This window comes from Streptomyces globisporus (assembly GCF_003501885.1).
Classification (GTDB): domain Bacteria; phylum Actinomycetota; class Actinomycetes; order Streptomycetales; family Streptomycetaceae; genus Streptomyces; species Streptomyces globisporus_D.
The window spans coordinates 1-25,568 of sequence record NZ_QWFA01000072.1; the positions used below are offsets into that span (position 1 = coordinate 1).

Sequence of the window (25,568 nt, forward strand, 5' to 3'; positions counted from 1 at the left end):
GCTCCGGCCCACCCCACGCCCGCCCCGGACCCGGACCCCGAGCCGGAGCCCACCGATCCGCCGGAGCCGCCTCCCTCCGCCTCGCCCGCCGCGCAGCTCCGGGCCCATGCGAGGGGTGGGCCGGAGCCGGTCGGGCCACTGCGGACGCCGGAGGCATCGCCGCAGGTGGGGCCGGTGTAGCCGGGGTCACAGCGAGGGTGATTTGCGCAAGGTGGGTGGGAGTGCGTATGGTGGTAGATCGTTTGATCCCATTGCCCGGCGCCGACACAGAAGAGCGCCGTGTGGCGCGTACTCTCCCTTGCCGTGGCTGGACCGCATTGAGGCGGTCGAAATTGCGAATCACGGAGTTATGGGCGCGTGCCGAGACTCCGGAAGGTTTCGCATTTCGCATGTCAATTTCCAGTTCTGACCGCACCGTCATGCCCGAGAACGTCGACAACGCCGAGCTCGCCGAGCTGGTCGAGTCCGCCGTGACCGAGGCCCCCGCCGGTGCGACCGCCCCGGCCGCCGAGAAGACCGACGAGGTCCCCGAGGCTGCTGAGGCCCCCGAGGCCGAGGCGTCCGAGGCCTCCGCCGAGCCGACCGTCACCTTCGGCGACCTGGGCCTGCCCGAGGGCATCGTCCGCAAGCTCGCGCAGAACGGCGTCACCACCCCCTTCCCGATCCAGGCGGCGACCATCCCGGACGCCCTGGCCGGCAAGGACATCCTCGGCCGTGGCCGTACGGGCTCCGGCAAGACCCTCTCCTTCGGTCTGCCCGCCCTGGCCGCGCTGGTCGGTGGCCGCACCGAGAAGAAGAAGCCCCGCGCGGTCATCCTCACCCCGACCCGTGAGCTCGCGATGCAGGTCGCGGACGCCCTCCAGCCGTACGGCGACGTGCTCGGCCTGAAGATGAAGGTCGTCTGCGGCGGTACGTCGATGGGCAACCAGATCTATGCCCTGGAGCGTGGCGTCGACGTCCTCGTCGCCACCCCGGGCCGCCTGCGCGACATCATCAACCGCGGCGCCTGCTCCCTGGAGGACGTCCAGGTCGCCGTCCTCGACGAGGCCGACCAGATGTCGGACCTGGGCTTCCTGCCCGAGGTCACCGAGCTGCTCGACCAGGTCCCGGCCGGCGGTCAGCGGATGCTCTTCTCCGCCACCATGGAGAACGAGATCGGCACGCTGGTCAAGCGGTACCTCTCCAACCCGGTCACGCACGAGGTCGACAGCGCCCAGGGCAACGTCACGACCATGTCGCACCACGTCCTCGTCGTGAAGCCGAAGGACAAGGCGCCGGTCACGGCCGCCATCGCCGCCCGCAAGGGCCGCACCATCATCTTCGTCCGCACCCAGCTGGGCGCCGACCGCATCGCCGAGCAGCTCATCGAGTCCGGCGTGAAGGCCGACGCGCTGCACGGCGGCATGACCCAGGGCGCCCGTACGCGGGTCCTGGAGGACTTCAAGAAGGGCTACGTCAACGCGCTCGTCGCGACCGACGTCGCCGCCCGCGGTATCCACGTCGACGGCATCGACCTGGTCCTGAACGTGGACCCGGCCGGTGACCACAAGGACTACCTGCACCGCTCGGGCCGTACCGCCCGCGCCGGCAAGTCCGGTGTCGTCGTCTCGCTGGCGCTCCCGCACCAGCGCCGCCAGATCTTCCGCCTGATGGAGGACGCGGGCGTCGACGCCTCGCGCCACATCGTCCAGGGCGCGGGCGTCTTCGAGCCGGAGGTCGCCGAGATCACCGGTGCCCGTTCGCTCACCGAGGTCCAGGCCGACTCCGCGAACAACGCCGCCAAGCAGGCCGAGCGCGAGGCCGCCGACCTGACGAAGCAGCTGGAGCGCGTCCAGCGCCGCGCCGTCGAGCTGCGCGAGGAGGCCGACCGCCTGGTCGCCCGTGCCGCCCGCGAGCGGGGCGACGACCCGGAGGCCGCGGTGGCCGAGGTCACCGCCGAGGCGGAGGCCGCACTCGTGGCCGCCATCTCCGTCCCGGAGCAGCCGGCCGCCCGCGACGAGCAGCGCCGCGACGAGCGGGGCAACTACGAGCGCCGCGACAACCGCGGTGGCGACCGTGGCGGCTACCGCGGCAACGACCGCCGTGACGACCGCCCCTCCGGTGGCTTCCGCTCCGGTGGCAACGACCGTCGTGACGACCGTGGTGGCCGTTCCTTCGAGCGTCGTGACAACGACCGTCCGTCGTTCCGCGACCGCCGTGACGACCGCCCCTCCGGTGGCTTCCGCTCCGGTGGCAACGACCGTCGTGACGACCGTGGCGGCCGCTCCTTCGAGCGCCGCGACGACCGCCCCTCGTTCAACCGCGACCGCCGCGACGACCGCCCCTCCGGCGGTTACCGCTCCGGCGGCAGCGACCGCCCGTTCAACCGCGACCGTCGCGACGACCGCCCGTCCGGTGGCTTCCGCTCCGGCGGCAGCGACCGCCCGACCGGCCGCCGTGACGACCACCGTGGCGCCAACACCGGAACCAACACCGGCTCGTTCGGCCGCCGCGACGACAAGCCGCGCTGGAAGCGCAACGGCTGACCCCGGCCCGGCCGGCACCCGGCCGAGCAGGTCCGCCTGACAGACCGGCAGGGCCCGTACGCCACCGAACCGACTCGGTGACGTACGGGCCCTGTTGCTGTTCCCGACCCCGTCGGAACCGCCTCCCAGCACCCGCGACGGGCCCAAGACCGATACCGGATCGGCTGCCGGGGCCGGGCGGGCTATGCTCGGGGGGTGATGTTGCAGGGGCCGTTAGCTCAATTGGTCAGAGCAGCGGACTTTTAATCCGTTGGTTGTGGGTTCGAGTCCCACACGGCCTACCGGCAGCAGGGCGAGGAAACCTCCTCTGACCTGCTACTCAGCGCTCCGAACGGCTTCGGCCGGCCGGAGCGCTTCGTCGTTTACCGGCCTCGTGTGTGAGCGGTCGGGCCGGGGCGGCATGGGCGAGGTGTGGTCCGCGCGCGACCGTGACCTGCACCGTGACGTGGCCGTCACGACAGTCTCTGCCTCGGTGGTCCATGAGCGAGTGGAACGACTCCGTTCCGGTGTCGCCGCCGCCGACACCACCCCGGGAGGGCCAGCTATGTGACCTACCGACGCCACAAGCCGGGGATGCGGCACTGGGTGGCCTTCTTCGTTCTGGCCCTGACATCGTTCGTTCGCGTGGCTCGCCGCCTCGACCAAACCGCTGGCCATCTTGTACGGGCAGTGGCTCATCAGGCGAACGCGGGCCTGGCAGCGGCACCATCGGTCCGTTCCGGCCACCAGCCCCTGGTCACTGCGGATAGACGCGGACGGCATCACCACGACGGACCCCAGCCGTTCCACCCCCGGATCGGAAGATCCGGCAGATCCGACGGCGAACGGGGTGCCGGGAGGCGACGGGCAGGAGCGGGCCGCGGACCACGGGCTGTCCGTCATCGGCCTGACGACGGATCAACGGCTGGTGCGGTTCGACACCGACGCGCCCTCCCGGGTCCGGCACCCGGGCAGGGCCAGCGTCATCTCCGACACCGGCCAGAACCTCCGGGCACACCATCGACGACGCCGCGGCCCCGCGCACCACCACCGCCGGAACCCCGCTGACCAACCCCACGACGCCGCCGTCCAGGGCGCTCGGGGTGACCGGCGCCGCGTACACGAACAACGACCTCAACGCCGAGACGGCGACCTCGCTGTTCGACATCGACACCACCAACGACCGGGTCTCCCTCCACGTCGCCCTGCCGCTCAACCAGAGCTGAGCCCGACCCCTGCCATCTCCCGGTCCGGGAGTGCCGGAGCTGATGCCTCGGCCGTCCCTGGTCAAAGACGCGTCGGGAATGCCGTACAGTTGTGTTTACCGACGCGGGGTGGAGCAGCTCGGTAGCTCGCTGGGCTCATAACCCAGAGGTCGCAGGTTCAAATCCTGTCCCCGCTACTGAAGATCCGGGCCCGGCACGCAGACAGCGTGCCGGGCCCGAGTCGTTCCCCGGCTTTTTCCGGGTTGACCTTGACGCAGCGTAAAGATCTAGCGTTTCCGGCATGGAGTGGTCCATTCAGGAAATCGCCCGCCAGGCCGGCATCACGAGCCGCACGCTCCGGCACTACGGGGACCTCGGTCTCCTCGCGCCGAGCCGGATCGGGAGCAACGGCTACCGCTACTACGACCAGGACGCCCTCGTCCGGCTGCAGCGCATCCTGCTGCTGCGCAAGCTCGGGCTCTCGCTGCCCGCCATCAAGGACGTACTGGAGGGGCAGCGGGACACGGCGGTGGCGCTGCGGGCGCATCTGCGGCTGCTCGAACAGGAGCAGGCGCGCATCGGACGGCAGATCGCCTCGGTGCGGACCACGCTCCACAAGACCCAGGAGGGGATGGAACTCATGGCTGCTGAGGTGTTCGACGGATTCGACCACACCGCCCACGAGGAGGAGGTCACTGAGCGCTGGGGCCGGGACGCGTACGAGGAGGGCGACCGCTGGTGGCGTTCGCTCGGGGACGCGGAGAAGAAGGCGTTCCAGGACGAGCACGAGGCCATCGCGCGCGACTGGGGGCGGGCCAGGGAGGCCGGGCTCGCCGCCGACGGGCCCGAGGCGCAGGACCTCGCGCGACGGCACTGCGCCTGGCTGTCCTCGGCCAAGGAGCCCAGCCGTTCGTACGTGATCGGGCTCGGGGAGATGTATGTCGCGGACCCGCGCTTCGGAAGGAACTACGATCGCTACGGGGACGGCACCGCCGCCTTCGTACGGGACGCACTGACGGTCTACGCGCAGCACCGGCTCTCCGACTGACCACGGTCGGCCGGGCCGCACCGCTTCTTCCCCCTATTCGGCCGATGCCCGGTCGCCGCTCGGCGCGGCTCCGGGAAGCCTGGACAGGGCGCGGTACCGTCCGCAGCCGTGGGTGGACCGGGCAGGAGTGCACAGGTGGGGATGGCCGAGGGACGGCGCAGCGGAACGGCGGGGAGCATGGACGCCGTGGGCCGTGCGGTGTTCGGTTCCCGGGAGGGGGAGCTGACATTCGGCGGCGGCCGGGGCACCGGACGGTTCATCCGGATGCTGCCCGCCCTGCTGATCCTGGGCGGACTGCTGTTCGACGCGCTGGCTCCGCCCAACTTCACCGCCGTCCCGCTCTTCGTCGCGGCCCCGCTGATCGCCGCCCCGTTCTTCTCGCTCTCCCGGACCGTCCGGACCGGGATCGCCGCGGTCATCTCCGTCATCGTGATGCGGATCTCCGACGGGACGTCCACCCAGGTGGTCCCGGTCATCGAGATGACCACCGTGCTCACGGGCTCGGTGCTGGCCCTCGTCATCAACGGCGTCGTGCGGCGCGGCAACGAGCAGCTGGCCTCGGCCCGCGCCGTCGCGGAGACCGCCATGCGGGCGGTGCTGCCGACGCCCGCCGAGCGGATCGGCGGACTCCAGGTGGCCGCACGGTACGAGGCGGCGCAGGCGGACGAGTTCGTGGGCGGCGACCTGTACGCCGTCGCGGACACCCCGTACGGCGTCCGCGTCGTGGTCGGCGACGTCCGCGGCAAGGGGCTGGATGCCGTCGGGGCGGTGGCGGTGATCATCGGCGCGTTCCGGGAGGCCGCCGAGCAGGAGCGTTCGCTGGAGGGGGTGGCCCAGCGGCTGGAGCGGGCGCTGGCCCGGGAGGGGACGCGGCAGTACGGGCTGGACGCCATGGAGGGGGTCATCACCGCCGTACTGGCCGAGATCCCGCCGGGGGCGGCCACGGTCCGCCTGGTCAACCGCGGCCACCCCGAGCCGATCCTGCTCCACGCGGACGGGGCTCTGGAGGTGCTGGCGCCCTCGGTGCCCGCCCTGCCGCTGGGGATGGACCTCGGGGTGTGGCCGGACCGCGCCGACGAGTGGGTGATGCCTCCCGGGGCGACGCTCCTCGCCTTCACGGACGGCCTGTCCGAGGCCCGGGGCGCGAACGGGGTCTTCTATGATCCGGCGGCCCGGCTGCGCGGCCGGATCTTCCCGGGGCCGGAGGAGCTGCTGTCGGCGCTGACCGATGACGTACGGCTGCACACCGGCGGGCGTGCCACGGACGACATGGCGCTGATCGCGGTCGGCCGACCGGCGGAGGGGCAGCCCGTGCGCCGGACGACGGTGAAGATCGTGGGCCGAGGGGACGAGGACGCGGCCCGTTGACGTGGCGCGGCTGCCTGTCGGCGCGCTGAACGCGTAGCGATGACACGGTGCGTGATCGAAGCGCATCACTCCGCATAACATGTGATACACCGTCAGAAAAAGTCGTGTGGCTGAGCCCTGGTCAAGTCGCCCGATTCCACCCGCTTGTGCCCTGTATCTCCGGCCCTCGCTCGTTAATGATCAACAGGAACAGCTTGGAATCGGGCCCGTGTGTCTATTAACGTTCGATAACGCAGTGCGGTCGTCACAGCCGTCGTCAGGGACGGCACCGCGCGCGAGCGCCGAATCCCGCAAGGGAACCGGGGAACCACCTACATGGGGTGAATCGGACGCCTGCGTCTCGTGAGAGACGGAGGGGCCCGTAGGAGACCTTCCTGCTCCGAACCCGTCAGCTAACCCGGTAGGCGAGAAGGAAGGAAAGGAGTGCGCCCACGTGGCGTCCAACAAGCCTGCCCCTGAGGCCCCGTCACCCTTCAGCACCGACAGCTACGGTGGTGCCGAGCGGTCCGTGGGGGAGTGGAATCCCACCGAGGATTCCATCCGGCCCGTGCGCGGCAGGCACCGCGTCGCCAAGCAGCGTGGTCTGGCCCGTAGCTCCACCGTCCTCGGGGTCGGCGTCATAGCGGCCGTCGGAGCGGGTGGCATGGCCACCGCTCAGGACAAGGCACCCGTCTCCATCTCTCTTCCCGATTCCATCGCGGACAACCTCCCCGACGCCAAGTCCCTTCCCGGCGTCGGGTCCTTCATGTCCGACGACGCCGAGGCCGCCCCGGTCGCCGCGGCCGCGCCGCTCACCACCGCTGGGCTCACCAGCGCCGAGGCCGAGCAGGGCACCGACGCCGGCGAGGCGCTGCGCGCCCGGATCCTCCAGCAGGCCGAGCAGCAGCAGGCCAGCGCCGACGCCGAGGCCAAGGCGGCAGCCGAGAAGGCCGCGGCCGAGAAGGCGGCGGACGAGGCCAAGAAGCAACAGGACGAGGCCGAGGCCGAAGCCGCCGCGAAGAAGAAGGCGGCGGAGGAAGCGGCGAAGAAGAAGGCGGAGGAGGAGCGTCTCGCCAAACTCGCCGCCAGCTTCTCCCTGCCGGCCTCCTCGTACACGATCAGCTCGACCTACGGTCAGTCCGGCGCGATGTGGTCCTCCGGCCAGCACACCGGCCTCGACTTCGCCGGTGCGGCCGGTTCGCCGCTCAAGGCCGTGCACAGCGGCACGATCACGTCGGCCGGCTGGTCCGGTTCGTACGGCTACCGCACGGTGCTCCAGCTCGATGACGGCACGGAGATCTGGTACGCCCACCAGTCCTCGATCGACGTCTCGGTCGGCCAGAAGGTCACCACCGGCGAGACCATCGGCCGCATGGGCGCCACCGGCAACGTGACCGGCGTCCACCTCCACATGGAGGTCCGCACCGCGGGCGGCTCCGCGATGGACCCGATGGCCTGGCTGAACAGCAAGGGCCTCTCGGTCTGAGCCCCCGGGCCGGCGCGCGCCGCCGGCCCCGGGCCGCCCTTCTCCGGCGGCCCACCCCCGAAACCCCGGCAGCCCTGACGCACACCCCCCGACGTCAGGGCTGCCGGTCTGTCCGGGAGGAGGGGCGACGGGCCCGGATGGAGTACGCGGCGGAATACCGCTCCCCGCCCAGCCCGTTGAACCCTCACATGACTTCCGCGCGCACCCCCCTCGGCACCTCCGACCTCCAGGTCTTCCCCCTCGCCCTCGGCGGCAACGTCTTCGGCTGGACGGCGAACGAGGACCAGTCCTTCGCCGTCCTGGACGCGTACGTCGCGGCCGGCGGCAACTTCATCGACACCGCCGACGCGTACTCCTCCTGGGTCGAGGGCAACCACGGCGGCGAGTCGGAGACCGTCATCGGCAAGTGGCTTGCCTCCCGCGGTAACCGGTCCGACATCGTCGTCGCCACCAAGGCCGGCGCCCACCCCGACTTCCGGGGCCTGGCCGCCGGCACCCTCAAGGGTGCGGCCGAGGCGTCGCTGCGCCGGCTCGGCACCGACCACATCGACCTCTACTACACGCACTTCGACGACGAGACCGTCCCGGTCGAGGAGATCATCACCGCTCTCGACCAGCTGGTGAAGGACGGCAAGGTGCGCCACATCGCCGCCTCCAACATCAGCCCCGAGCGCCTCGCGGCCTCCCTCGCCTTCTCCGAGCGCGAGGGCCTCGCCCGGTACGTAGCGCTCCAGCCGCACTACAACCTGGTCTCCCGCTCCACGTACGAGGGCGCCCTCCAGGACACCGCGGCCGGCGCGGGCCTCGCCGCCGTCCCGTACTACGCGCTCGCCTCCGGCTTCCTCACCGGCAAGTACCGCCCCGGTACGACGGTTCAGAGCGCGCGCTCCGCGAAGGCGGGCGGGCACCTGGAGTCGACGCAGGGCCGCAAGGTGCTGGCCGCCCTCGACCAGGTGGCCGGGGAGCGGAACGCCGAGATCGCGACGGTGGCCCTCGCCTGGCTCGCCGCACAGCCGACCGTCGCCGCGCCGATCGCCTCCGCCCGTACGGTCGAACAGCTCCCCGCCCTCGTCGCGGTCGCCGACCTGCGGCTGACGGACCGGGAACTCGCGCTGCTCACCGAGGCGTCGGCCTGACGGAGCCGGGGTCGCCGTACCCGTACCCGTATCCGTACGGCTGCGGCTGTCCGTACGGCTGCCCGTACCCGTGGCCGTACGGCATCGGCGCGTGGTGTCCGGGGCGGGCGTGGCGGCCGTGGTGCGGGCCCCGGTGGGACGTGAGGCGGGCCGCGTGGGTCAGGGCCGGGGCCGCGACGTCCCGGCGCTGCCACAGGTGGTGCAGCAACTCCCGCTCCCGGGCGCCGAAGTCCGGGCCCACCGCGCCGTGGCGGGCCCGGCGGCGCAGCCCCGCGAGCGACGTCGCGAACGACTCGTACTCCGCGACCGCGCGGGCCGCCGCCCGGCCCCGGGTCCGGTCCTGCTGCCAGTGGCGGGCCAGGTCGCGGGCCATGCCCCGGGCCCGCATGGAGGAGAGCGCCGCCGGCTCGGCGGGGGTGAGCCAGCCGGCCGCCGCATAAGCGGGCAGCTCGGCGGCGAGCGTCCGCAGCTCCCGCTGGCGCGACCAGATCGCCAGCCAGGTCACCAGGGCGAACGCCGGGACCATGACGATCCCGTACACCGCGTAGAAGCCGTACGGGCCGAAGGCCGACGAGCCGTTCCACAAAGCGTGCAGCCCCATCGCCAGCAGCAGCCCCAGCACCGGCAGGGCGATCCGGCGGACCCGGTGGCGGCGGGCGCTGACGGCCGCGAAGCCGAAGCCGAGGCCGGTGAGGACCGTGAACAGGGGGTGCGCGAACGGGGACATGACGATCCGCACGAAGAACGTCCCCGCCGTCACCGAGGCGAACCCGGAGCTGCCGAGCTGCTGGTCCTCGCCGAAGGCGTTGCCCAGATAGAGGATGTTCTCGGTGAACGCGAAGCCCGTCGCAGTGAAGCCGGCGACGACGATGCCGTCCACCACCCCGCTGAACTCCCGTCTGCGGAACAGGAAGATCAGCAGCACGGCCGCCGCCTTCGCGCTCTCCTCGACGACGGGGGCGATCACCGTCGCCCCCAGGGTGTCGGCGCTCGCCGGGTCGGCCGTCGCGGTGGCTATCCAGCGCGTCGCGAAGGAGTTGGCGATGATCGCGACGAGCGCGGCGGCGCACGCGCCCCAGGCGAAGGAGAAGATCAGATTCCGCCAGGGCCCCGGCTCGACCCGGTCCAGCCAGCGGAAGGCGGCCATCAGCAGCGGCACCGGGAGCACCGCCAGGCCGAGGCCGACCAGAAACCCCTCAGGCCCGGTCTGTTCGCGGACGAGCGCGAGGATCACCAGACCGCACAGCAGGAGCGCCACGATCACGGCCCCGGCGCGGAACGCCTTGCTGCGCCACACCATGCCGACGCGGCGCGGCCGGTAACGCGCCCGGCCACGCTCCGGCGCCGCGCCCAGGACCTCGTCGAGCCGCTGCTCGTGGAGGACCGGGACGGCCGGGTGCGCCTGCTGTTGCTGCACGGAGGGGTCGGACACCTCTTGACCCTAACGAGGAGCACTGACACCCGGCGACGGCGCATCCGGCCATCGCCCGGCCGCCGGCCGGTACGTCAGACGCGGGCGAACAGCAGGTCGTGGACGACGTGCCCCTTGTCCAGGCCCTGGCCCTCGAAGCGGGTGAGCGGCCGGAACGCGGGACGCGGGGCGTATCCGCCGTCGGCCGCGGTGTTCTCGAAGCGGGGGTGCGCGGTGAGCACCTCCAGCATCTGCTCGGCGTACGGCTCCCAGTCCGTGGCGCAGTGGACGATCGCGCCCGGCTTGAGGACCGGGGCGACCAGGTCCAGGAATTCGGGCTGGATGAGGCGCCGCTTGTGGTGCCGGGCCTTGGGCCACGGGTCGGGGAAGTAGACCCGCAGGCCGTCGAGGGACTCGGGCGCCAGCATCTCGCGCAGCAGGATGACGGCGTCGCCGTTGGCCACCCGTACGTTCGTCGAGCCCGCCTTCTCCGCGAGGCCCAGCAGATTGCCCTGGCCGGGGGTGTGGACGTCGACCGCGAGGATGCCGGTGCCCGGGTCGTCGGCCGCCATCTGCGCGGTCGCCTCGCCCATGCCGAAGCCGATCTCCAGGACCACGGGCAGCCCGTCGAACAGCTCGGCCAGATCGAGGACGCGCTTGCCGTCGATGTCCAGGCCCCACTTCGGCCACAGCCGCTCCAGGGACTCCTGCTGGCCGGTCGTGACCCGGCTGCGGCGCGGCTGGAAGCTGCGGATCCGGCGCTCGTGGTGCGAACCGGCAGGGTCGGCGGCGGGACCGCCGGGGAAGCGGGGCTCCATGCGCAGCCGGCGCGCACGCTCGAAGGAGGCGGCCCGCAGCGCGGCGGCTTCGTCGGCCGTGGCGTCGGCGGTCGTGGCTTCCTCGGCGGTGGCGTCGGCGAGCGCGTCGGCCGCCGTGGAGCCGGTCCGCGCGGGGCCGGTCGGCGTCTCGCCGGTCGGCGTCCCGTCGTGGGATCCGGCGGGGGTGGGGTTCAGGGGCTGCTCAGACACAATGACCGGATTCTACGGCGGGCGGCTTCCACCCCGTCCCCCGAGCCCGGCGCAGCGCGAGCCGCGCCACCTCCCGTCCGATGGGCAGGCACGCCGTCGCCGCGGGCGACGGGGCGTTGAGCACGTGCACGGTGTGCGGGGCCTCGCGGATCAGGAAGTCGTCGACCAGCGTGCCGTCCTTCAGCACCGCCTGGGCCCGCACCCCGGCGGGCGACGGGCGCAGATCGTCCTCGGTGACGGCGGGCAGCAGCCGCTGGACGGCCCGGGTGAACGCGGACCGGGACAGCGAGCGGTGCACCTCGCCCGCCCCGTACCGCCAGTGGCGGCGGGCGATCTGCCAGGTGCCCGGCCAGCTCAGCGTGGACAGCAGTTCGGCGGGGCGGACCTGCGGCCAGCTGTATCCCTCGCGGGCCAGGGCGGGGACGGCGTTCGGCCCGACGTGGACGGAGCCGTCGAAGCCCCGGGTGAGATGGACACCGAGGAAGGGGAACGCCGGGTCCGGCACCGGGTAGACCAGACCGCGCACCAGCTCGGGGCGGGCCAGCGCGAAATACTCACCCCGGAACGGCACGATCCGCACCCCCGGGTCGTCCCCGGCGAGGCGGGCCACCCGGTCGCAGTGGAGCCCCGCGCAGTTGACCAGCACCCGGGCCCGGACGACCAGGCCGTCCGCTGTGCGCACCGCGACGCCCCAGGGGCGCCGGTCTATCGCGGTGACCTCCGCCCCGTACCGCACGATGCCGCCGGCCGCCGTGACCTCGGTCGCGAAGCGGGTGGCCACGGCGGTGAAGTCGCAGACACCCGTCGTGCCGACCCGGATCGCCGCCAGGCCCCGGACCTCCGGTTCGTGCTCCGCGATCTGGGCCGGGCCCAGCTCCCGCACCGGCAGCCCGTGCTCACGGCCGCGCTGCACCAGGGCGTGCAGCCGGGGCAGCTCGGAGCGCTCGGTGGCGACGATCAGCTTTCCGGTGGTGGCGTGCGCGATGGAGTGCTCCGCGCAGAAGTCCGCGAGCTCCGCCGAGCCGCGCAGCGCGTACCGCGCCTTGAGGGAGCCGGGGCGGTAGTAGATGCCGCTGTGGATCACGCCGCTGTTGCGGCCGGTCTGGTGGCGGGCCGGGCCGCGCTCCTTCTCCAGGACCGTGACCCGGGTGCCCGGGGCCGCCCGGGTCAGCGCATACGCGGTCGACAGACCGACGATCCCGCCGCCGATCACCAGCACATCGCAGTCGTACGCCGCGTGCGTCATCATCACGCCACCTCCCACCCCGATAGTGCACTGACCCACTGACAACCGGCTCAAACCCGAGATGGGCAGGGCGTGGCGCACACTCCGCCCGGCACCCGCCGGAGTGTGCGTCCGGCTCAGGCCTGGGTGACCAGCAGCGGGCGGGCCCGCTCGCGCAGCTCCGCGACGCGGGGCTCGTCCCCGTACGGCTCCAGGCGGTGCAGCAGATCGCGCACGTACTCCGTGGTGCGGGCCGAGGAGATCCGGCCGGCGACCTCCACCGCCCGGGTGCCCGCGGCGCAGGCGGCGTCCAGGTTGCCCGACTCCAGCTCGGCGACGGCGGAGACGACGAGCCGCAGTCCGTGGCTGCGGACGAACTCCTCGGTCGGCCGGGACAGCGCCTGCTCGGTGAAGCGCCGCACCTGGCGGGGGGCCTTCAGGTCCCGGTAGCACTCTGCGGCGTCGGCGGCGAACCGGTCGTAGCCGTAGAAGCCGAGCCAGGACGGGTCGGCGTCGCCCGCCCGGGACCGCTCCAGCCAGCTCTCCGCGCCCTTGAGCGCGGCCCCCGCGGCCGGTGCGTCGCCGGCCTTCGCATGGGCGCGGGCCTCCACAAGACGGAAGAAGCTCATGGTGCGGGCGGTGGCGAGACCCCGGTTGCGCTCGACGGCGGCCTGGGCGAGGTCGACGCCCTCGTCGGCGAAGCCGCGGTAGGTCGCCTGGAGGGACATGGAGGCGAGGACATAGCCGCCGAGCGGTACGTCGGCGGCGGCCCGGGCCAGCCGCAGGGCCTGGATGTAGTAGCGCTGGGCGGCCTCCTGCTGACCGGTGTCGAAGGCCATCCAGCCGGCCAGCCGGGTCAGCTCGGCGGAGGCGCCGAACAGGGCCCGTCCGACCTCGTCGGTGTACGAGCCGAGGAGCAGGGGAGCGGCGTCGACGCGTAAGCACTCGGGAACCATGGAGGAACGCCAGTCGCCGCCGCCGTACTTGGAGTCCCAGCGCCGGGCGTCCTGGGCCGCCTCGCGCAGCTTCGACACATCGCTGTGGCCGACCCGCAGCGGAGAGGCGTCCGCCGCCGAATCGGGTCCCGGCTGTACGGGGACGGAGCCGGCCGTGCCGGGGGTGTGGAGGATGTGTGCGCCCCGGGCGTCCGGTGCGGTCCCCGGCCCGTGCGCTCCGGACGTGCCGGGGCCTTCGGACCCGCCACCGCGTGGACCGAGGATCGCCGCCTGCGCCGCCGTCGGGTCCCGGGCCACCGACGGGTCGGCGGGGGTTATCAGCCAGCGGGAAGCGGGGGTCGCGTAGGCGCTCACCGAGAAGGATCCCGCCAGGGACTGCCAGATCCCGCCGCCGCCCCGCCGCCCGGCCAGATCCAGCCGGTACAGCTCGGTCGCCGACCGGACCGCCTCGCCCACGTCCCGGGGGAAGGCGAGACCGACCTCCGGGGCCGGGTCCGCGTCGGCGAGGCCGATCTCGTGCAGCGGCACCGGGCGGCCGAGCTTGGCCCCGATCGCCGCCGCGATGAGATGCGGCGCCGCGCCCTGCGGCACCATCCCCTTGGCGACCCACCGGGCCACCGAGGTCTTGTCGTAGCGAAGTGTCAGACCGCGCTGTGCTCCGAGGTCGTTGACCCGCCGGGCGAGCCCGGCGTTACTGATTCCCGCGAGGGCGAGAACCGTGCCGAGCTTCTCGTTCGGCCCGCGTTGCTCCCTGGACATGCGCCACCCCTCGACACACAGACGGCCGCCGCGTCACCGAGGACGGCGCGCGGCATTCGTACCGATGCCTCCCCAGGTTCGAACCCTCGTACTCCGCCTGCACACGCATGTGGCCGAGCCCCGAGGAATATGCCCCCTGTCGAGAACACCAGTAAACACAGCGTAGTTCTCCCTATCCCTACCGTTAAGGGGCAGACGTCCGGATGGCGGGATTGTTGTCCGTGCGGGCGGTCCGGGTGTTCGGGGCGGGGGGTGCGGGCCGGGGTGCGGCGTGCTCCCGGTGTGTGGCCGTGCGCCCGGCCGTGCGCTCTGGCCCGTCCCGTCGCGTGGCGCTTGGCTGAGTCCTGCGTGGGTCGGCCCGCTGCACTGGACTCAGTGGGCTGGGGGAAACCGCCGCTCCATTCCCCGCGGGCGGCGGACCGGTCCGGGAGGTGAGGCCCACCTCCCGGACTGTGCGTGGAGGGGTCGCCAGGGGGGGGCGCGGCGCGGTATGCGTGCAGGGCGGCACTTCGAGAGAATGGCCGAATAGCGACGGTTCGGTGAGGGTCTGGCCAACGGTCCGACTATGGCCGGATATCGCCGCTGTTTCCGGGCGGCGCCGGCCCCTCCCCTTTCCGGGGAGCGGGCCGGGGCGGCGCGGGGAGCACACGGCCCGGCCTCCACAACTCCCGGAACCGGCAGTTCCGTTGCTGTCGCCGCGGTGAAGGCCGCGTCGGGCCTTTGCCAGGGGCGCATGCTCTTCCGGCGTGCGCTACCCGTACACCCTCTCCTGCGGCGTTGTCGTGGCAGCATGTCCCGCAGCGGCGTTTCCGTTCACCTCGTACGCCGTTTGTCCACAGCCTGTGGAGGCGGCGATGCGTTGGTTGGTGGGATGGAGCAGTATCGCCGCGAGCTTCGGCACCGTCGGCGCCGTCGGAAACGGCGGTGAGGGGCGCACGGTCCACCCGGTGGGCTCCCAACTCCTGTGGGGCGACCCGGATCCGCTGTGGGCGGTCGGCGACTGGCGCCCCGACGAGATCCGCGTCATCGGCGTCGCCACCCCCGAAGGAGCTCCCACCGCACGCCTCGCGGTGCTCGGCTGCTGCGGCGCCACCGACGAACAGCTCCGCGTCGGGCTGCTCTCCGCACGCGGCGGCGCGATGCGCCATCTCACCGCCTGGCCAGGCAGTTACACCGCCGTCGTCCAGATCGGCCGCCGCATCACCGTCGCGGGCGACCTCGCCGGGGCCCGGCCCGTCTTCCACACCCCCTGGGCGGGCGGCACCGCCTACGCCACCGCCGCCCTGCCGCTCGCCGACCTCATCGAGGCCCAGCTCGACATCGGGCACCTCGCCGCCCTGCTCGCCTGCCCGGAGACCCCCGAGGCCCTCGGCGACGGCACGCCCTACGAGGGCGTGCGGCGGGTCCCGCCGGGCCACGCGCTGATCCTGCGCGAGGGCTCGCGGGAGATCACCGGGTACGAGGCCGTCGCCTCGCTCGCCGTCGCCGCACCCCAGGCCGACCCGGTGCACGCGGTGGAGGGCGTACGGGACGCGCTCGTCGAAGCCGTACGCGCCCGGCTCACGGCCCCCCGCCACGCGCCGCAGAGCATGCCGCAGGACCCGGGGCCCGTCCCCGGCATGGGCCCCGCCGACCGGCGCGCCGCCCGGGGCGGACCCGTCGCGGGCATCGGCGCCGACCTCTCCGGAGGCAGCGCGTCCGCCACCCTCGCCCTGCTCGCCTCCGGACTGCCCGGACTGCCCGGCACCCTCCTCGGCCACGGCACCGGCGCGGGGGAGCGGCTGCTCGCCGTCACCTTCAACGACCTCACCACCCGCGGCAACGAGGGCGAGATGGAGCGGGCCCGCGTCATCGCCGCCAACCCGCGCCTGCACCACGTGGTCGTCGCGGCGGGTGAGGAGGCCCTGCCGTACGCCTCGTTGGAGACCGGTGCGCTCACCGACGAACCGGCCCCCTCCCTCGTCCTCGCCGAACGCCACCGCCGCCGGCTCTCCGCGGGCAGCGCCGACCACCTCGTCGGGACCGGGGCCCGGCAGGTACTGGACGCCCACCCGGCCCGCCTCGCCGACCTCCTGATGGACCGGCGCAGACGCCACCTCCTGCGCCCCGTCGCCGCCCTCACCAAGGCCGAAGGCCCCACGGCACACTCCCTGTTCGTCCCGCTGACGGTCTACCGCGCCGCCCGCCGCCTGGCCCGTACGTCGTACCGCACCGGCCTGGAGTCCGCCGCCGGCCTCCTCCCCGACGCCAACCGCCACGCCCCCGACCTCGCCACCCCCGCCGACGCCTCGCTCGCCGCCCTCGCCTGGTCGCGCCCGGGACCCGCGGCCCGGTGGCTGACCGGGGAGGCACTGGCCGAAGTATCGGTTCGCCTCCAGGAAGCGGCGATCCGGCCCACCTCCGTCCAGCGCCCGGGCGAGGCCCGCGCCCGCGCCGCCCTCGCCCGGGGAGCCGCCGACCACCGGATCCTGGAACAGGCCGCCGAGATCCGCAGCCAGCGGCTGCACGCCCCGTACCTCGACAACCAGGTCGTCCGGGCGGCCCGCGCCCTGCCCGAGTCGCTGCGCGTCCAGCCCGGCGCACGGGCCGCGATTCTGCGCCGGGTGCTCGGCGGGGCGGGCATCCACGATCTGCCGCCCGGCTGGGGCACGCCCTCCCAGGCCACCTCCACCGCCGTCACCCGGACCGGCCTGCGCACCGCGCTGCCCGAGCTGATGGCCCTGTTCGACGCCCCGCTGCTGGCCGACGCGGGCCTGGTCGAGGCCCGGGTGGTCCGCAAGGCCCTGCGCGCCGCTTCCGAGGGCGAACCGCTGCCTCTGGACGGCCTGGCGGACCTGGCCTCCACCGAACTGTGGCTGCGCCGCCTGGTGACCCGCCGGGGCACCTGCTGGACGGGCACGGCCGCCCCGCGCCAGCGCGCGGTCGCGGGCGGAGTGATCCCCGCCCGGCGCACCCTCCAGCCCTGACCGGAACCCGCCGCAGAGGAAGCGTGGCGCGCGTACGGATCAGGCGCAGCTGATCCGGGACTCCGCCCAGTCGGCCAGGGCCACCCCGCCCATCGGCCCCTCCGGCTCCACCACGAGGCGGATCGAGGACTGGCCCGCGATGCCCACGCTCACCGGGACGGCGGGCTCACCGCCCTCCATCACCGGGGAGCGCCACAGCCGGGCCCCGTCCCCGTTGAACACGGAGAAGCGCACCGCCCCGAGCCCGAGCGTCATGTCGTCCACCCCGACCATGGCCTCGTAGCGCGTGCACGGCCGGTTCAGCCGGATGGTCACCGAGGAGCGGGCGTGCACGGTCACCCCGTGCGCGTAGCGGGTGGAGGCGACCGACACGTTCGACCGCTGCCAGACCCAACTGCTCTGCCCCATCACGACTTCCGGCTCGCTCCGGTCGCCGAACACCGAATACGCCAACTCGCTGACCTGGTACACCTCCGGCGCGGGCGGCGGCGGTGTGGGCTTCGGCGGCTTGGGCGTCGGCTTCGGCGACGGCGGCGGGCTCGGCGCCGGGGGCGCGGGCTTCGGCGGCGGCTCGGGCGTGGGCGTCGGGCTCGGCGTGGGCTTGGGCGCCGGCTCGGACGGGGCCGGCGCCGGGGGCGCGGGCGGAGCGGGCGCGGCGGGCGGCTTCGGCGCCGGCTTCGGGGACGGCGGAGGCTCCGGCGTCGGCACCGCGGGCGCCACGGCCGGGGGCTTGGCGACCGGCTTGGGCTCCGGCTTCGGCTGGTCGTCGCCGACGAGCGCCCACACCAGACCGGCCGCGGCGGCCACCGCCACGGCGGCGGCGATCCCCGCCTTGGCAGGCGCGCCCAGCCCCTCGGAGGCAGCGGCTCCACCCGCGGCCCCACCGGTGGAGCCGGGCCCGGTGGCCGCGGCGGCGGCTCCCGCCCCGGCGGCCCCGGCCGCACCGCCGGCCACGATGCCCGCGGCCTTGAGCGAATACCCGGCGGCGAACCAGCCGATGACCGCGACGGGCAGCAGCGCCGGAATCCCCGCGTTCACATGGTCCAGCTCGCCCGCGGCCACCCGGCACTGGGCGCACTCGTCGAGATGCTTGCGCAGCCCGCGCTCGGCCCGGGTCCGCAGCCCTCCCCGGGCGTGGGCGCCGAGCCGGTCGGCGTACTGCGCGCAGTCCCCGCCGGTGGTGAGCGCCTGGCTGACGTGGGCCTGGAGATACGCCTGCTTGAGCCCTTCGCGGGCCCGGCTGGCCAGCACGGCGGTGGCGTTGGCGGTGAGGCCGAACAGCGGGGCGATCTCGCTCGGCGACTCCTCCTCCACCGTGGTGTGCCACAGGACCGCCTGCCAGCGCTCCGGGAGGCTCCGGAACGCCTGCATCGCCATCGTCTGCTCGGCCTCGTGCATCGCCAGGACGTCGGCGCCGAGTTCGAGGGTGTCGTCGTCGGAGAGCTCGGAGGAGCGGGTCGCCTGCGTGGCGAACACCGCGAAGTCGTCGACCAGATGCTCCCGCTTGGCACTCTTGGTCCAGGCGGCGGCGACATGGCGGACGGCGGTCATCAGATAGGCCCGGACCGCTTCCGTCGGCCCCTTCCCGCCCCGTACGGCCTGGAGCGTGCGGGCGAACACCTCGGCCGTCAGGTCGTCGGCGGTGTGCGCGTCCCGGCAGCAGCTGCGGGCGTAGCGGAGCACGGCGCCCGAATGCCGCCGGAACAGCTCCTCGTAGGCCTGGTCGTCGCCCGCCCGCATGTCCTCGATCAGCCGGGCGTCGGAGAGACCGGCCTCGGGGGCCCCGCTGCGACCGGCGCGCTGCTGCGGAACCGCGTGCGGGCCGACGCCCGCAGCCGCCTCGCCGGACGCGTCCTCCTCGGCGACGGCGGGCCACGGGCCGGGCAGGACGGTGCCGCCCTCGACCTCGCCGCCAGACGGGCCGCGCCCGGCCTGGACCGGCACCTGCCCGGCGGACAGCCCGTCCGCCTTCGTGTCCCCGTCGGCCGCAGCGATCTCGCCGAGCGGCTCTTCCTGCTGCTCGTTACCGCTCATCGCGGAAGCCCCCGTATACACCCTCGGACCCGAATACCGGCCAAGACTGCCACATGGCTCAATCGTGTTGGCCCCTCACTCCCGCCAACCACTCATCCGGGGCGTTTTCCCGAATATGAGTACTGGAGCGCCCTCTTTCGGGGAATCACTCCCCGTTGATTCGTCCGAGCGGTACGGACGAGGGCGGACCGGACGGGCAGGCGGTCGCACGAGCTGCGCGAGCCGCACGAACCGCCGCTCGCACCGAATGCCGCCGGACGAGCCCCCGGCCGGACCGGTCGGACGATCCCCCGACCGGCCGGCCGGGACGAGCGGGGCCGGCGGCCCCGGTCGTCCATCACACCGGCCGCGACCGCAGCCCCTCCAGCAGGATGTCCAGCAACCGGGCCGAAGCCGCGGCCTGCTGGGCGGCGTCCGGCAGCGAAGGAGCCGCCGTGGCGATGACCAGCAGCACATCGGCCACCGTCACGTCCCGGCGCAGCTCGCCGGACTCCCGCGCCCGGTCCACCAGCCGCCCCACGACCTCCAGCAGCTCGACCGCACCGGTCTCCTCGCCGAGGCCGTCCAGCCCGTCGCCGCCTCCGCCCGAGCGTCGGCCGGCGACGCGGAAGTCGTCCTGGCCCGCGCCCTGCCGCTGCTGCGGAACCCGGGTCTCGTCCACCGAGTCCGGCGCCGAAGCCGCCGGCACACCCGGCTGCTCCTCACCGTCGACCCCGACCCGCAGCACCTGCGGCGGCAGCAGCCTGCCCGCGCCCGACGCCACCGACGTACGCAGGAAGCGGGACAGCGCCGACCAGGGCTTCTCCTCCTGCCCCAGCGCCGTACGCGCCTGCTCGGTCAGCCGGGCGGTCTCCTCCTCGGCTATCCGGCGCACCAGCACGTCCTTGCTCGGGAACCGCCGGTAGACGGTGCCCACGCCGACGCGCGCGCGACGGGCCACATCCTCCATCGGGGCGCCGTAACCCAGCTCCCCGAACACCTCGCGGGCCGCCCGCAGCACATGCTCCAGATTGCGCTGCGCGTCGACCCGCAGCGGGGCCGAGCGCGGCACGCCCGCGGCCCCCGTTCCCGTGGTCGTCGCGCCGCTCGGGCCCGGTCCGGCAGCGGCCGCACCCAGCGCCGCCGCACTCACCGCGGCCGCGGAACGAACAGCATCGGCCGAGCTCATGACGCCCAGCGCACCCACGGAGCCGAGGCGTCCTTTGTCCTCGGAAGCGCGCGAGAGCGCAGCCTGGCCATGAGTATCCTGAATATGCATAACTTCCCCCGGTTATGACGTCTCCCCCCGGAGACTTCCCGCCGTTTCAGCCGGGGAGCGGAGCCATACGAAATCCGCACCCGGCACCCCGACGGGTTACGAACATAGTTGAGCCCGCGTCAATTCAGAAGGGGGTTGTTCCGCATGGGGCGCCCCCCGATCGGACCACGGTCCGATCGACGCCGGAACATCGCCCCTCCATTCACCCCGTGCGTAGCGCCTGACCTGCACGGCTGTCGCTTTCCACCACCGACGGGGCCCGAGCGCCGCCGCCGGTCCTCCGGTCACACAATTTGCCGGGCCTGTGGACAAACCACTGACTCCGTTGCGTCATGGGGTGGTGATGGCTCCAGATTCCCGGGGGACGACCCCCGGCACCCGGCCAGGTGTGCGCATTCTCGTCGTCGGCGGTGGCTACGTCGGGATGTACACAGCGCTGCGTCTCCAGCGGAAGCTGAAGCAGAGACTGAAGAGCGGCGACGCCGAGATCGTGGTCGTCACGCCCGAGCCCTACATGACGTACCAGCCCTTCCTCCCGGAAGCGGCCGCCGGCTCGATCTCGCCCCGCCATGTCGTCGTGCCGCTGCGCCGGGTCCTGAAGGACTGCACGATCGTCATCGGCGAGGCGCAGCGCATCGACCACGCCAAACGGACCGCGACCGTCACCACCCTCGCCACCGGTGAGGACGGCACCGGGGCCCTGGAGATCGGGTACGACGAGATCGTCATCGCCCCCGGGTCCGTGTCACGCACCCTGCCGGTCCCCGGCCTCGCCGACTTCGGCATCGGTTTCAAGACCGTCGAGGAAGCCATCGGGCTGCGCAACCACGTCATCGAACAGATGGACATCGCCTCCGCCACCCGCGACCCCGCGATCCGCGACGCCGCTCTCACCTTCGTCTTCGTCGGCGGCGGGTACGCGGGCGTCGAGGCGCTGGCCGAACTGGAGGACATGGCCCGCTACACGGCCCGGTACTACCACAACATCAAGCCGACCGACCTGAAATGGATCCTCGTCGAGGCCTCCGGGCGCATCCTCCCCGAGGTCGGCGAGGCCATGGGCACCTACGCCATCGGCGAGCTGCGCAGCCGGAACATCGACGTCCGCCTGGAGACCCGCCTCGACACCTGTGAGGACCGCGTCGCCGTCCTCAACGACGGCTCCCGCTTCCCCACCCGCACCCTCGTCTGGACCGCCGGCGTCAAACCGGCACCCCTGCTCGCCGCCACCGACCTGCCGCTCACCGAACGCGGTCGGCTCCGCTGCACCGCCACCCTCGGCGTCGAAGACATGCCGCACGCCTGGGCCGCGGGCGACGCCGCGGCCGTACCCGACCTGACCGCCTCCGAACCCGGCCGCGAGACCGCCCCCAACGCCCAGCACGCGGTGCGCCAGGCGAAGGTCCTCGCCGACAACGTCCTCGCCTCCGTCGACGGCAAGCCGCTCACCGAGTACCGCCACACGTACGCCGGTTCGGTCGCCTCTCTCGGCCTGCACAAGGGCGTCGCCCACGTCTACGGCCGCAAGCTCAAGGGCTACCCCGCCTGGCTGATGCACCGTACGTACCACCTCAGCCGGGTACCGACGTTCAACCGGAAGGCACGCGTCCTTGCCGAATGGACCCTGTCCGGGCTCTTCAAGCGCGAGATCGTCTCCCTCGGCTCGCTGGAGCACCCCCGCGCCGAATTCGAACTCGCGGCGGGCGGCGGCGGTTCCGGCTCCCCGGGACTGCCCGGCCCCAGCCGCCCGAAGGGCCCCGGAGAACCGCCGCAGGACGCCGGAAAACCGCCGAGGGACGGCCGGACCGAGGGCTGACGGGCCGGCCGGACCGACAGCTGACGGACCGTTCACCGGGCGGCCCGGCGGCGACTGTCAGTACGGTCGGTCACACTGGACGTGTGACCATAGGTGGGCCCACACCTGCACAGAGTGACCCGGTCGGCAGTGACCATCAGTGACCAGCAGCGATGCACCACCAGCACGACGAGGCCCGGCTGCGCCTTCCCGGGGGTACGGCCCCCGGAGCCCCGAACACGGCCGAGGAAACGGCAGAAGAAGCAGCCCGCCCGAGCGGACCAGACCGACACACGAGGCCAGAAATACCGTGAACTTCACGCGTTGGAGCGCCCGCCTTCCCGGAACGCAGCGCCGAGCCGCGGCGCGGGACGACCGCAGTTCCGTGCCGGCCGCCCGAGCCGAGTACGCCCGGCCCGAGGGCACGCCCGCCCAGCCGGACGACGACGCCCCGGCGTCTTCCGGCACCGCGACGGCGGAGGGCCTCCCCGGGCCCGTCCTCGACGACCTCTCCGCCCGCGAGATCCTCGGCCGGCTGCCCGCCCCCGTCGCCCTGCTGCACGGCCCGGACCACCGCGTCGCGTACGTCAACGACGCCTACGAGGCCGCGTTCGGCCCCCGCCCGTCCGGCGTCCCCGCCGCCGAGGCCATGCCCGAACTCGACCGGCTCAGCGTCCTCCCGCTGCTCGACCAGGTCCTGCGCAGCGGCACCCCCCGTACGGTCAAGTCCCGCAGAAACACCGAGGGCGGCTCCTACACGGTGACCTGCACCCCGATCGCCGGGGAGGACGGCGTCCTCGTCTACGCCGCCGACGTCACCGACCACGCCGAAGCCGCCGAACGCCTGCGCACCAGCGAACGCCGCCACCGCGAAACGGCCGTCACCCTCCAGCGCTCCCTGCTCCCGCAGGAGCTGGAACAGCCCGACGACCTCCGCATCGCCGCCACCTACCAGCCCGGCGGCACCGACGCCGCGGTCGGCGGCGACTGGTACGACGTCATCACCCTCGGCGCGGGCCGCACCGCCCTCGTCATCGGCGATGTGATGGGCCGCGGGGTCCGGGCCGCCGCCGTGATGGGCCAGCTCCGCACCGCCGTCCGCGCCTACGCCCGCCTCGACCTCCCACCGCACGAGGTGATCCAGCTGCTGGACGTCCTCGCCGCCGAGATCGACGCCAGCCAGATCGCGACCTGCGTCTACGCCGTCCACGATCCGAACGAGGGGCAGCTCGTCTACGCCTCCGCCGGACACCTCCCGATCCTCGTCCGCGACGAGGACGGCACCGTCCACCGCGCCGCCGACCCCACAGGACCCCCGCTCGGCACCGGCGGCTGGGTCCACACCTCGGGCACCATCGCGCTGCCGCCCGGCTCCACCGCCGTCCTCTATACGGACGGCCTGGTCGAACGACGGAGCGAGGACATCGACGAGGGCGTCGCCTCCCTGGCCCGGGCCCTCTCCGGCGCCAAGGGATCACCCCAGGTGGTCTGCGACCGGCTGATCCGCTCCCTCGGCGTGACCGCCGAGCACGACGACGACGTGGCGGTCCTGGTCGTCCAGCACCCCGCCCGTACGGGGGCCAACGCGGAGCTGTTCCACAACGCCGCGCTCGATCTCCTCGGCGGCATCGAGGCCGCCCCGCGCGCCCGCGCCTTCGCCACCGGCGTCCTGACCTCCTGGCGCTTCCCCGTCGAGCTCCGCGACCTCGGCGTCCTCGCCACCAGCGAGCTCGTCGCGAACTCCCTCCAGCACGGCACCCCGCCGATGCGCCTGGGACTGCGCCGTACGGACCGACGGCTGATCATCGAGGTCACCGACGGCGACGACCACCTGCCGCGCCGCCGCCAGGCCGAACCTGCCGACGAGGCGGGACGCGGCATCTCGATCATCGCCTCGATCGCCACCTCGTGGGGGAGCCGGCGCACACCGGGCGGCGGAAAGGCGGTCTGGTGCGAGTTCGCCCTGCCGCAGTGAAACAGGGCGGCAGGGCGAAGGTTCTGCGTCAGGCCCGGTCAGTGACCGGCGGAAGCTGAAGCGGGAGCGGGTGCGCCGCTCCCGGCGGGCACCGCCACGTCCGGCCCCTCGGGCAGGGACACCGCCACCACCCGCGAGGGGGCGGCTGCCAGCGACGGCTGGTCCTGTACGGGGGTGAGCCGGCGCCCCAGCCGCAGCGCGAGCACGGTGATGCCCAGCGAGAACAGCACGAACGTCACGATGTACGGCCCGTGCAGCGACGCCCCCATCGGACCGCCGACGGCCGGACCGACCGCCAGCGCGAGCTGCTTGCACAGGGCGAACGCCGAGTTGTACTGCCCGACCATCGACTCCGGCGCCAGATCGGCGACCAGCGGGGCGACGGTCGGCGACAGCATCGCCTCACCCAGCCCGAACAGCGCGTACGTCGAGATGAACGCGGCCGTCGCCATGGCCTGGCTGCCGTGGCCCAGCCCCGCGTACCCGGCCACGATCCAGGCGAACGCCCAGATCAGGCCGACCGCAGCGATGACCCGGCTGCGCCGCCGCCGCTCCACGAGCCGCAGCACGACGAACTGCGCGACGACGATGACCGCGGTATTGGCGGCCAGCGCGAAGCCCAGGGTGGAGGGCTCGATCCCGGCGGCCTCCGTGCCGTACGCGGCGAGCCCGGACTCGAACTGCCCGTAGCAGGCGAAGAACAGCACGAAACCCAGCACGCACAGCTGCACCATGGCCCGGTGCGAGAGCAGCGCCCGCAGCCCGCCGCCCTTGGCAGCGGCGTCACCCGAGGGACGGGCCCCGCCGAGGGAAGCCGTACGGGGCATCCGCACGGTGGTGACGACGACACCGAGCACCACGAACATCGCGGCCTCGATCAGGAAGAGCATCGTGAAGCTCGCCGGACGGTCCACGTCCACGAGCTGCCCGCCGACGAGCCCGCCGAGGCCGAGCCCCAGGTTCTGCAGGAAGAACTGCATGGCGAAGGCACGCGTACGGGTCGCCGTGCTGGAGCACCACACGAGCATCGTGGCGAGCGCCGGCTGCATGACGGCGGTGCCCGCGCCCAGGACCGCGGCGGCCAGCACGGCGGCCGGAACACTGCTCGCGAACCCCAGGGCGGCGGCGCCCACGGAGGCCAGGGCGGAGGCCACCACCAGCACGGGCAACGGGCCCCGCCGGTCGATGGCCCGCCCGGTGAACGGCAGAACGGCCAGCGCTGCCATCGCGAAGACCGCCAGGACGACCCCCGCCGTCCCGGCGCCCAGATCCCGTACCTGCGCCACGTAGACGTACAGATACGGAACGGTGAACCCAAGCCCGAACGCGCTCAGCGCGCTGCCCAGCTGGATCCGCCGCAGCGCTGCGCCCATCTCCCTGGTCACACTCACCTACCTCAAGATCTTGAAGGAATCAGACTCGAAGACTTTAGCAC

The 25,568-nt window shown here is 73.3% G+C and carries 16 protein-coding genes, 2 tRNA genes, 1 pseudogene and 1 riboswitch; of the genes and pseudogenes, 12 read left to right on the forward strand and 7 right to left on the reverse strand.

Annotated features, from left to right (window positions below):
• The 9 genes and pseudogenes from D3105_RS34945 to D3105_RS15610 all read left to right on the forward strand — a co-directional run.
• A pseudogene (locus D3105_RS34945) lies at nt 1-180 on the forward strand (hypothetical protein); the annotation flags it as partial.
• 239 nt (nt 181-419) lie between these two features.
• The gene (locus D3105_RS15575; RefSeq protein WP_118903798.1) at nt 420-2,525 is read left to right on the forward strand and encodes a DEAD/DEAH box helicase; all 2,106 of its coding nucleotides are present in this window, start codon (nt 420-422) and stop codon (nt 2,523-2,525) included.
• Between the two features lie 207 nt (nt 2,526-2,732).
• A tRNA-Lys gene (locus D3105_RS15580) sits at nt 2,733-2,806 on the forward strand.
• An 801-nt stretch (nt 2,807-3,607) separates the two neighbouring features.
• A complete protein-coding gene (locus D3105_RS36050; RefSeq protein WP_425315741.1) occupies nt 3,608-3,730 on the forward strand; it encodes a hypothetical protein in 123 nt (40 codons plus the stop codon).
• A 102-nt stretch (nt 3,731-3,832) separates the two neighbouring features.
• Nucleotides 3,833-3,906: transfer RNA gene (locus D3105_RS15590), tRNA-Met, on the forward strand.
• Between the two features lie 104 nt (nt 3,907-4,010).
• Nucleotides 4,011-4,757 (forward strand): MerR family transcriptional regulator, encoded by a 747-nt coding sequence (locus D3105_RS15595; protein WP_118903799.1) that lies wholly within the window; start codon nt 4,011-4,013, stop codon nt 4,755-4,757.
• 141 nt (nt 4,758-4,898) lie between these two features.
• On the forward strand, nt 4,899-6,125 hold the full coding sequence (locus D3105_RS15600; protein WP_118903800.1) for a PP2C family protein-serine/threonine phosphatase: 1,227 nt from the start codon (nt 4,899-4,901) through the stop codon (nt 6,123-6,125).
• 269 nt (nt 6,126-6,394) lie between these two features.
• Nucleotides 6,395-6,546, forward strand: a riboswitch (cyclic di-AMP (ydaO/yuaA leader).
• A gap of 12 nt (nt 6,547-6,558) precedes the next feature.
• On the forward strand, nt 6,559-7,590 hold the full coding sequence (locus tag D3105_RS15605; RefSeq protein WP_118903801.1) for a M23 family metallopeptidase: 1,032 nt from the start codon (nt 6,559-6,561) through the stop codon (nt 7,588-7,590).
• A gap of 188 nt (nt 7,591-7,778) precedes the next feature.
• A complete protein-coding gene (locus tag D3105_RS15610; protein WP_118903802.1) occupies nt 7,779-8,726 on the forward strand; it encodes an aldo/keto reductase in 948 nt (315 codons plus the stop codon).
• Here the strand turns inward: D3105_RS15610 and D3105_RS15615 are convergent.
• The 4 genes from D3105_RS15615 to D3105_RS15630 form a co-directional block, all read right to left on the reverse strand.
• Complete coding sequence (locus tag D3105_RS15615) at nt 8,707-10,158, reverse strand: PrsW family intramembrane metalloprotease (protein WP_118903803.1); 1,452 nt, start codon at nt 10,156-10,158, stop codon at nt 8,707-8,709. The two genes, D3105_RS15610 and D3105_RS15615, sit on opposite strands and share 20 nt — an antisense overlap.
• Nucleotides 10,159-10,232: 74 nt before the next feature.
• The gene (trmB, locus tag D3105_RS15620; protein WP_118903804.1) at nt 10,233-11,165 is read right to left on the reverse strand and encodes a tRNA (guanosine(46)-N7)-methyltransferase TrmB; all 933 of its coding nucleotides are present in this window, start codon (nt 11,163-11,165) and stop codon (nt 10,233-10,235) included.
• Nucleotides 11,158-12,414, reverse strand: coding sequence for an L-2-hydroxyglutarate oxidase (lhgO, locus tag D3105_RS15625; RefSeq protein ID WP_118903805.1), 1,257 nt, complete (start codon nt 12,412-12,414; stop codon nt 11,158-11,160). The genes trmB and lhgO overlap by 8 nt, the downstream gene beginning before the upstream one ends.
• A 113-nt stretch (nt 12,415-12,527) precedes the next feature.
• Nucleotides 12,528-14,105 carry a sporulation protein gene (locus tag D3105_RS15630; RefSeq protein ID WP_118903806.1) on the reverse strand — a complete coding sequence of 526 codons (1,578 nt, stop codon included), beginning with the start codon at nt 14,103-14,105 and terminating at the stop codon, nt 12,528-12,530.
• A gap of 854 nt (nt 14,106-14,959) precedes the next feature.
• On the opposite strand from D3105_RS15630, the gene D3105_RS15635 reads away from it, so the two are divergent.
• Nucleotides 14,960-17,071 carry an asparagine synthase-related protein gene (locus tag D3105_RS15635; RefSeq protein ID WP_118903807.1) on the forward strand — a complete coding sequence of 704 codons (2,112 nt, stop codon included), beginning with the start codon at nt 14,960-14,962 and terminating at the stop codon, nt 17,069-17,071.
• Nucleotides 17,072-17,110: 39 nt separating this feature from the next.
• Here D3105_RS15635 and D3105_RS15640 read toward each other — a convergent pair whose 3' ends face one another.
• Together D3105_RS15640 and D3105_RS15645 are read right to left on the reverse strand one after the other, a co-directional pair.
• On the reverse strand, nt 17,111-19,105 hold the full coding sequence (locus D3105_RS15640; RefSeq protein WP_118903808.1) for a sigma-70 family RNA polymerase sigma factor: 1,995 nt from the start codon (nt 19,103-19,105) through the stop codon (nt 17,111-17,113).
• Nucleotides 19,106-19,442: 337 nt separating this feature from the next.
• Nucleotides 19,443-20,363 (reverse strand): TetR/AcrR family transcriptional regulator, encoded by a 921-nt coding sequence (locus tag D3105_RS15645; protein ID WP_118903809.1) that lies wholly within the window; start codon nt 20,361-20,363, stop codon nt 19,443-19,445.
• Nucleotides 20,364-20,706: 343 nt separating this feature from the next.
• On the opposite strand from D3105_RS15645, the gene D3105_RS15650 reads away from it, so the two are divergent.
• Both D3105_RS15650 and D3105_RS15655 read left to right on the forward strand, forming a co-directional pair.
• Nucleotides 20,707-22,179, forward strand: coding sequence for an NAD(P)/FAD-dependent oxidoreductase (locus tag D3105_RS15650; RefSeq protein ID WP_165891024.1), 1,473 nt, complete (start codon nt 20,707-20,709; stop codon nt 22,177-22,179).
• A 289-nt stretch (nt 22,180-22,468) separates the two neighbouring features.
• Nucleotides 22,469-24,133 carry an ATP-binding SpoIIE family protein phosphatase gene (locus D3105_RS15655; RefSeq protein ID WP_118903811.1) on the forward strand — a complete coding sequence of 555 codons (1,665 nt, stop codon included), beginning with the start codon at nt 22,469-22,471 and terminating at the stop codon, nt 24,131-24,133.
• A gap of 38 nt (nt 24,134-24,171) precedes the next feature.
• On the opposite strand, the gene D3105_RS15660 is transcribed toward D3105_RS15655, so the two are convergent.
• Nucleotides 24,172-25,506 carry an MFS transporter gene (locus D3105_RS15660; RefSeq protein WP_118903812.1) on the reverse strand — a complete coding sequence of 445 codons (1,335 nt, stop codon included), beginning with the start codon at nt 25,504-25,506 and terminating at the stop codon, nt 24,172-24,174.
• Nucleotides 25,507-25,568: the final 62 nt, after the last annotated feature.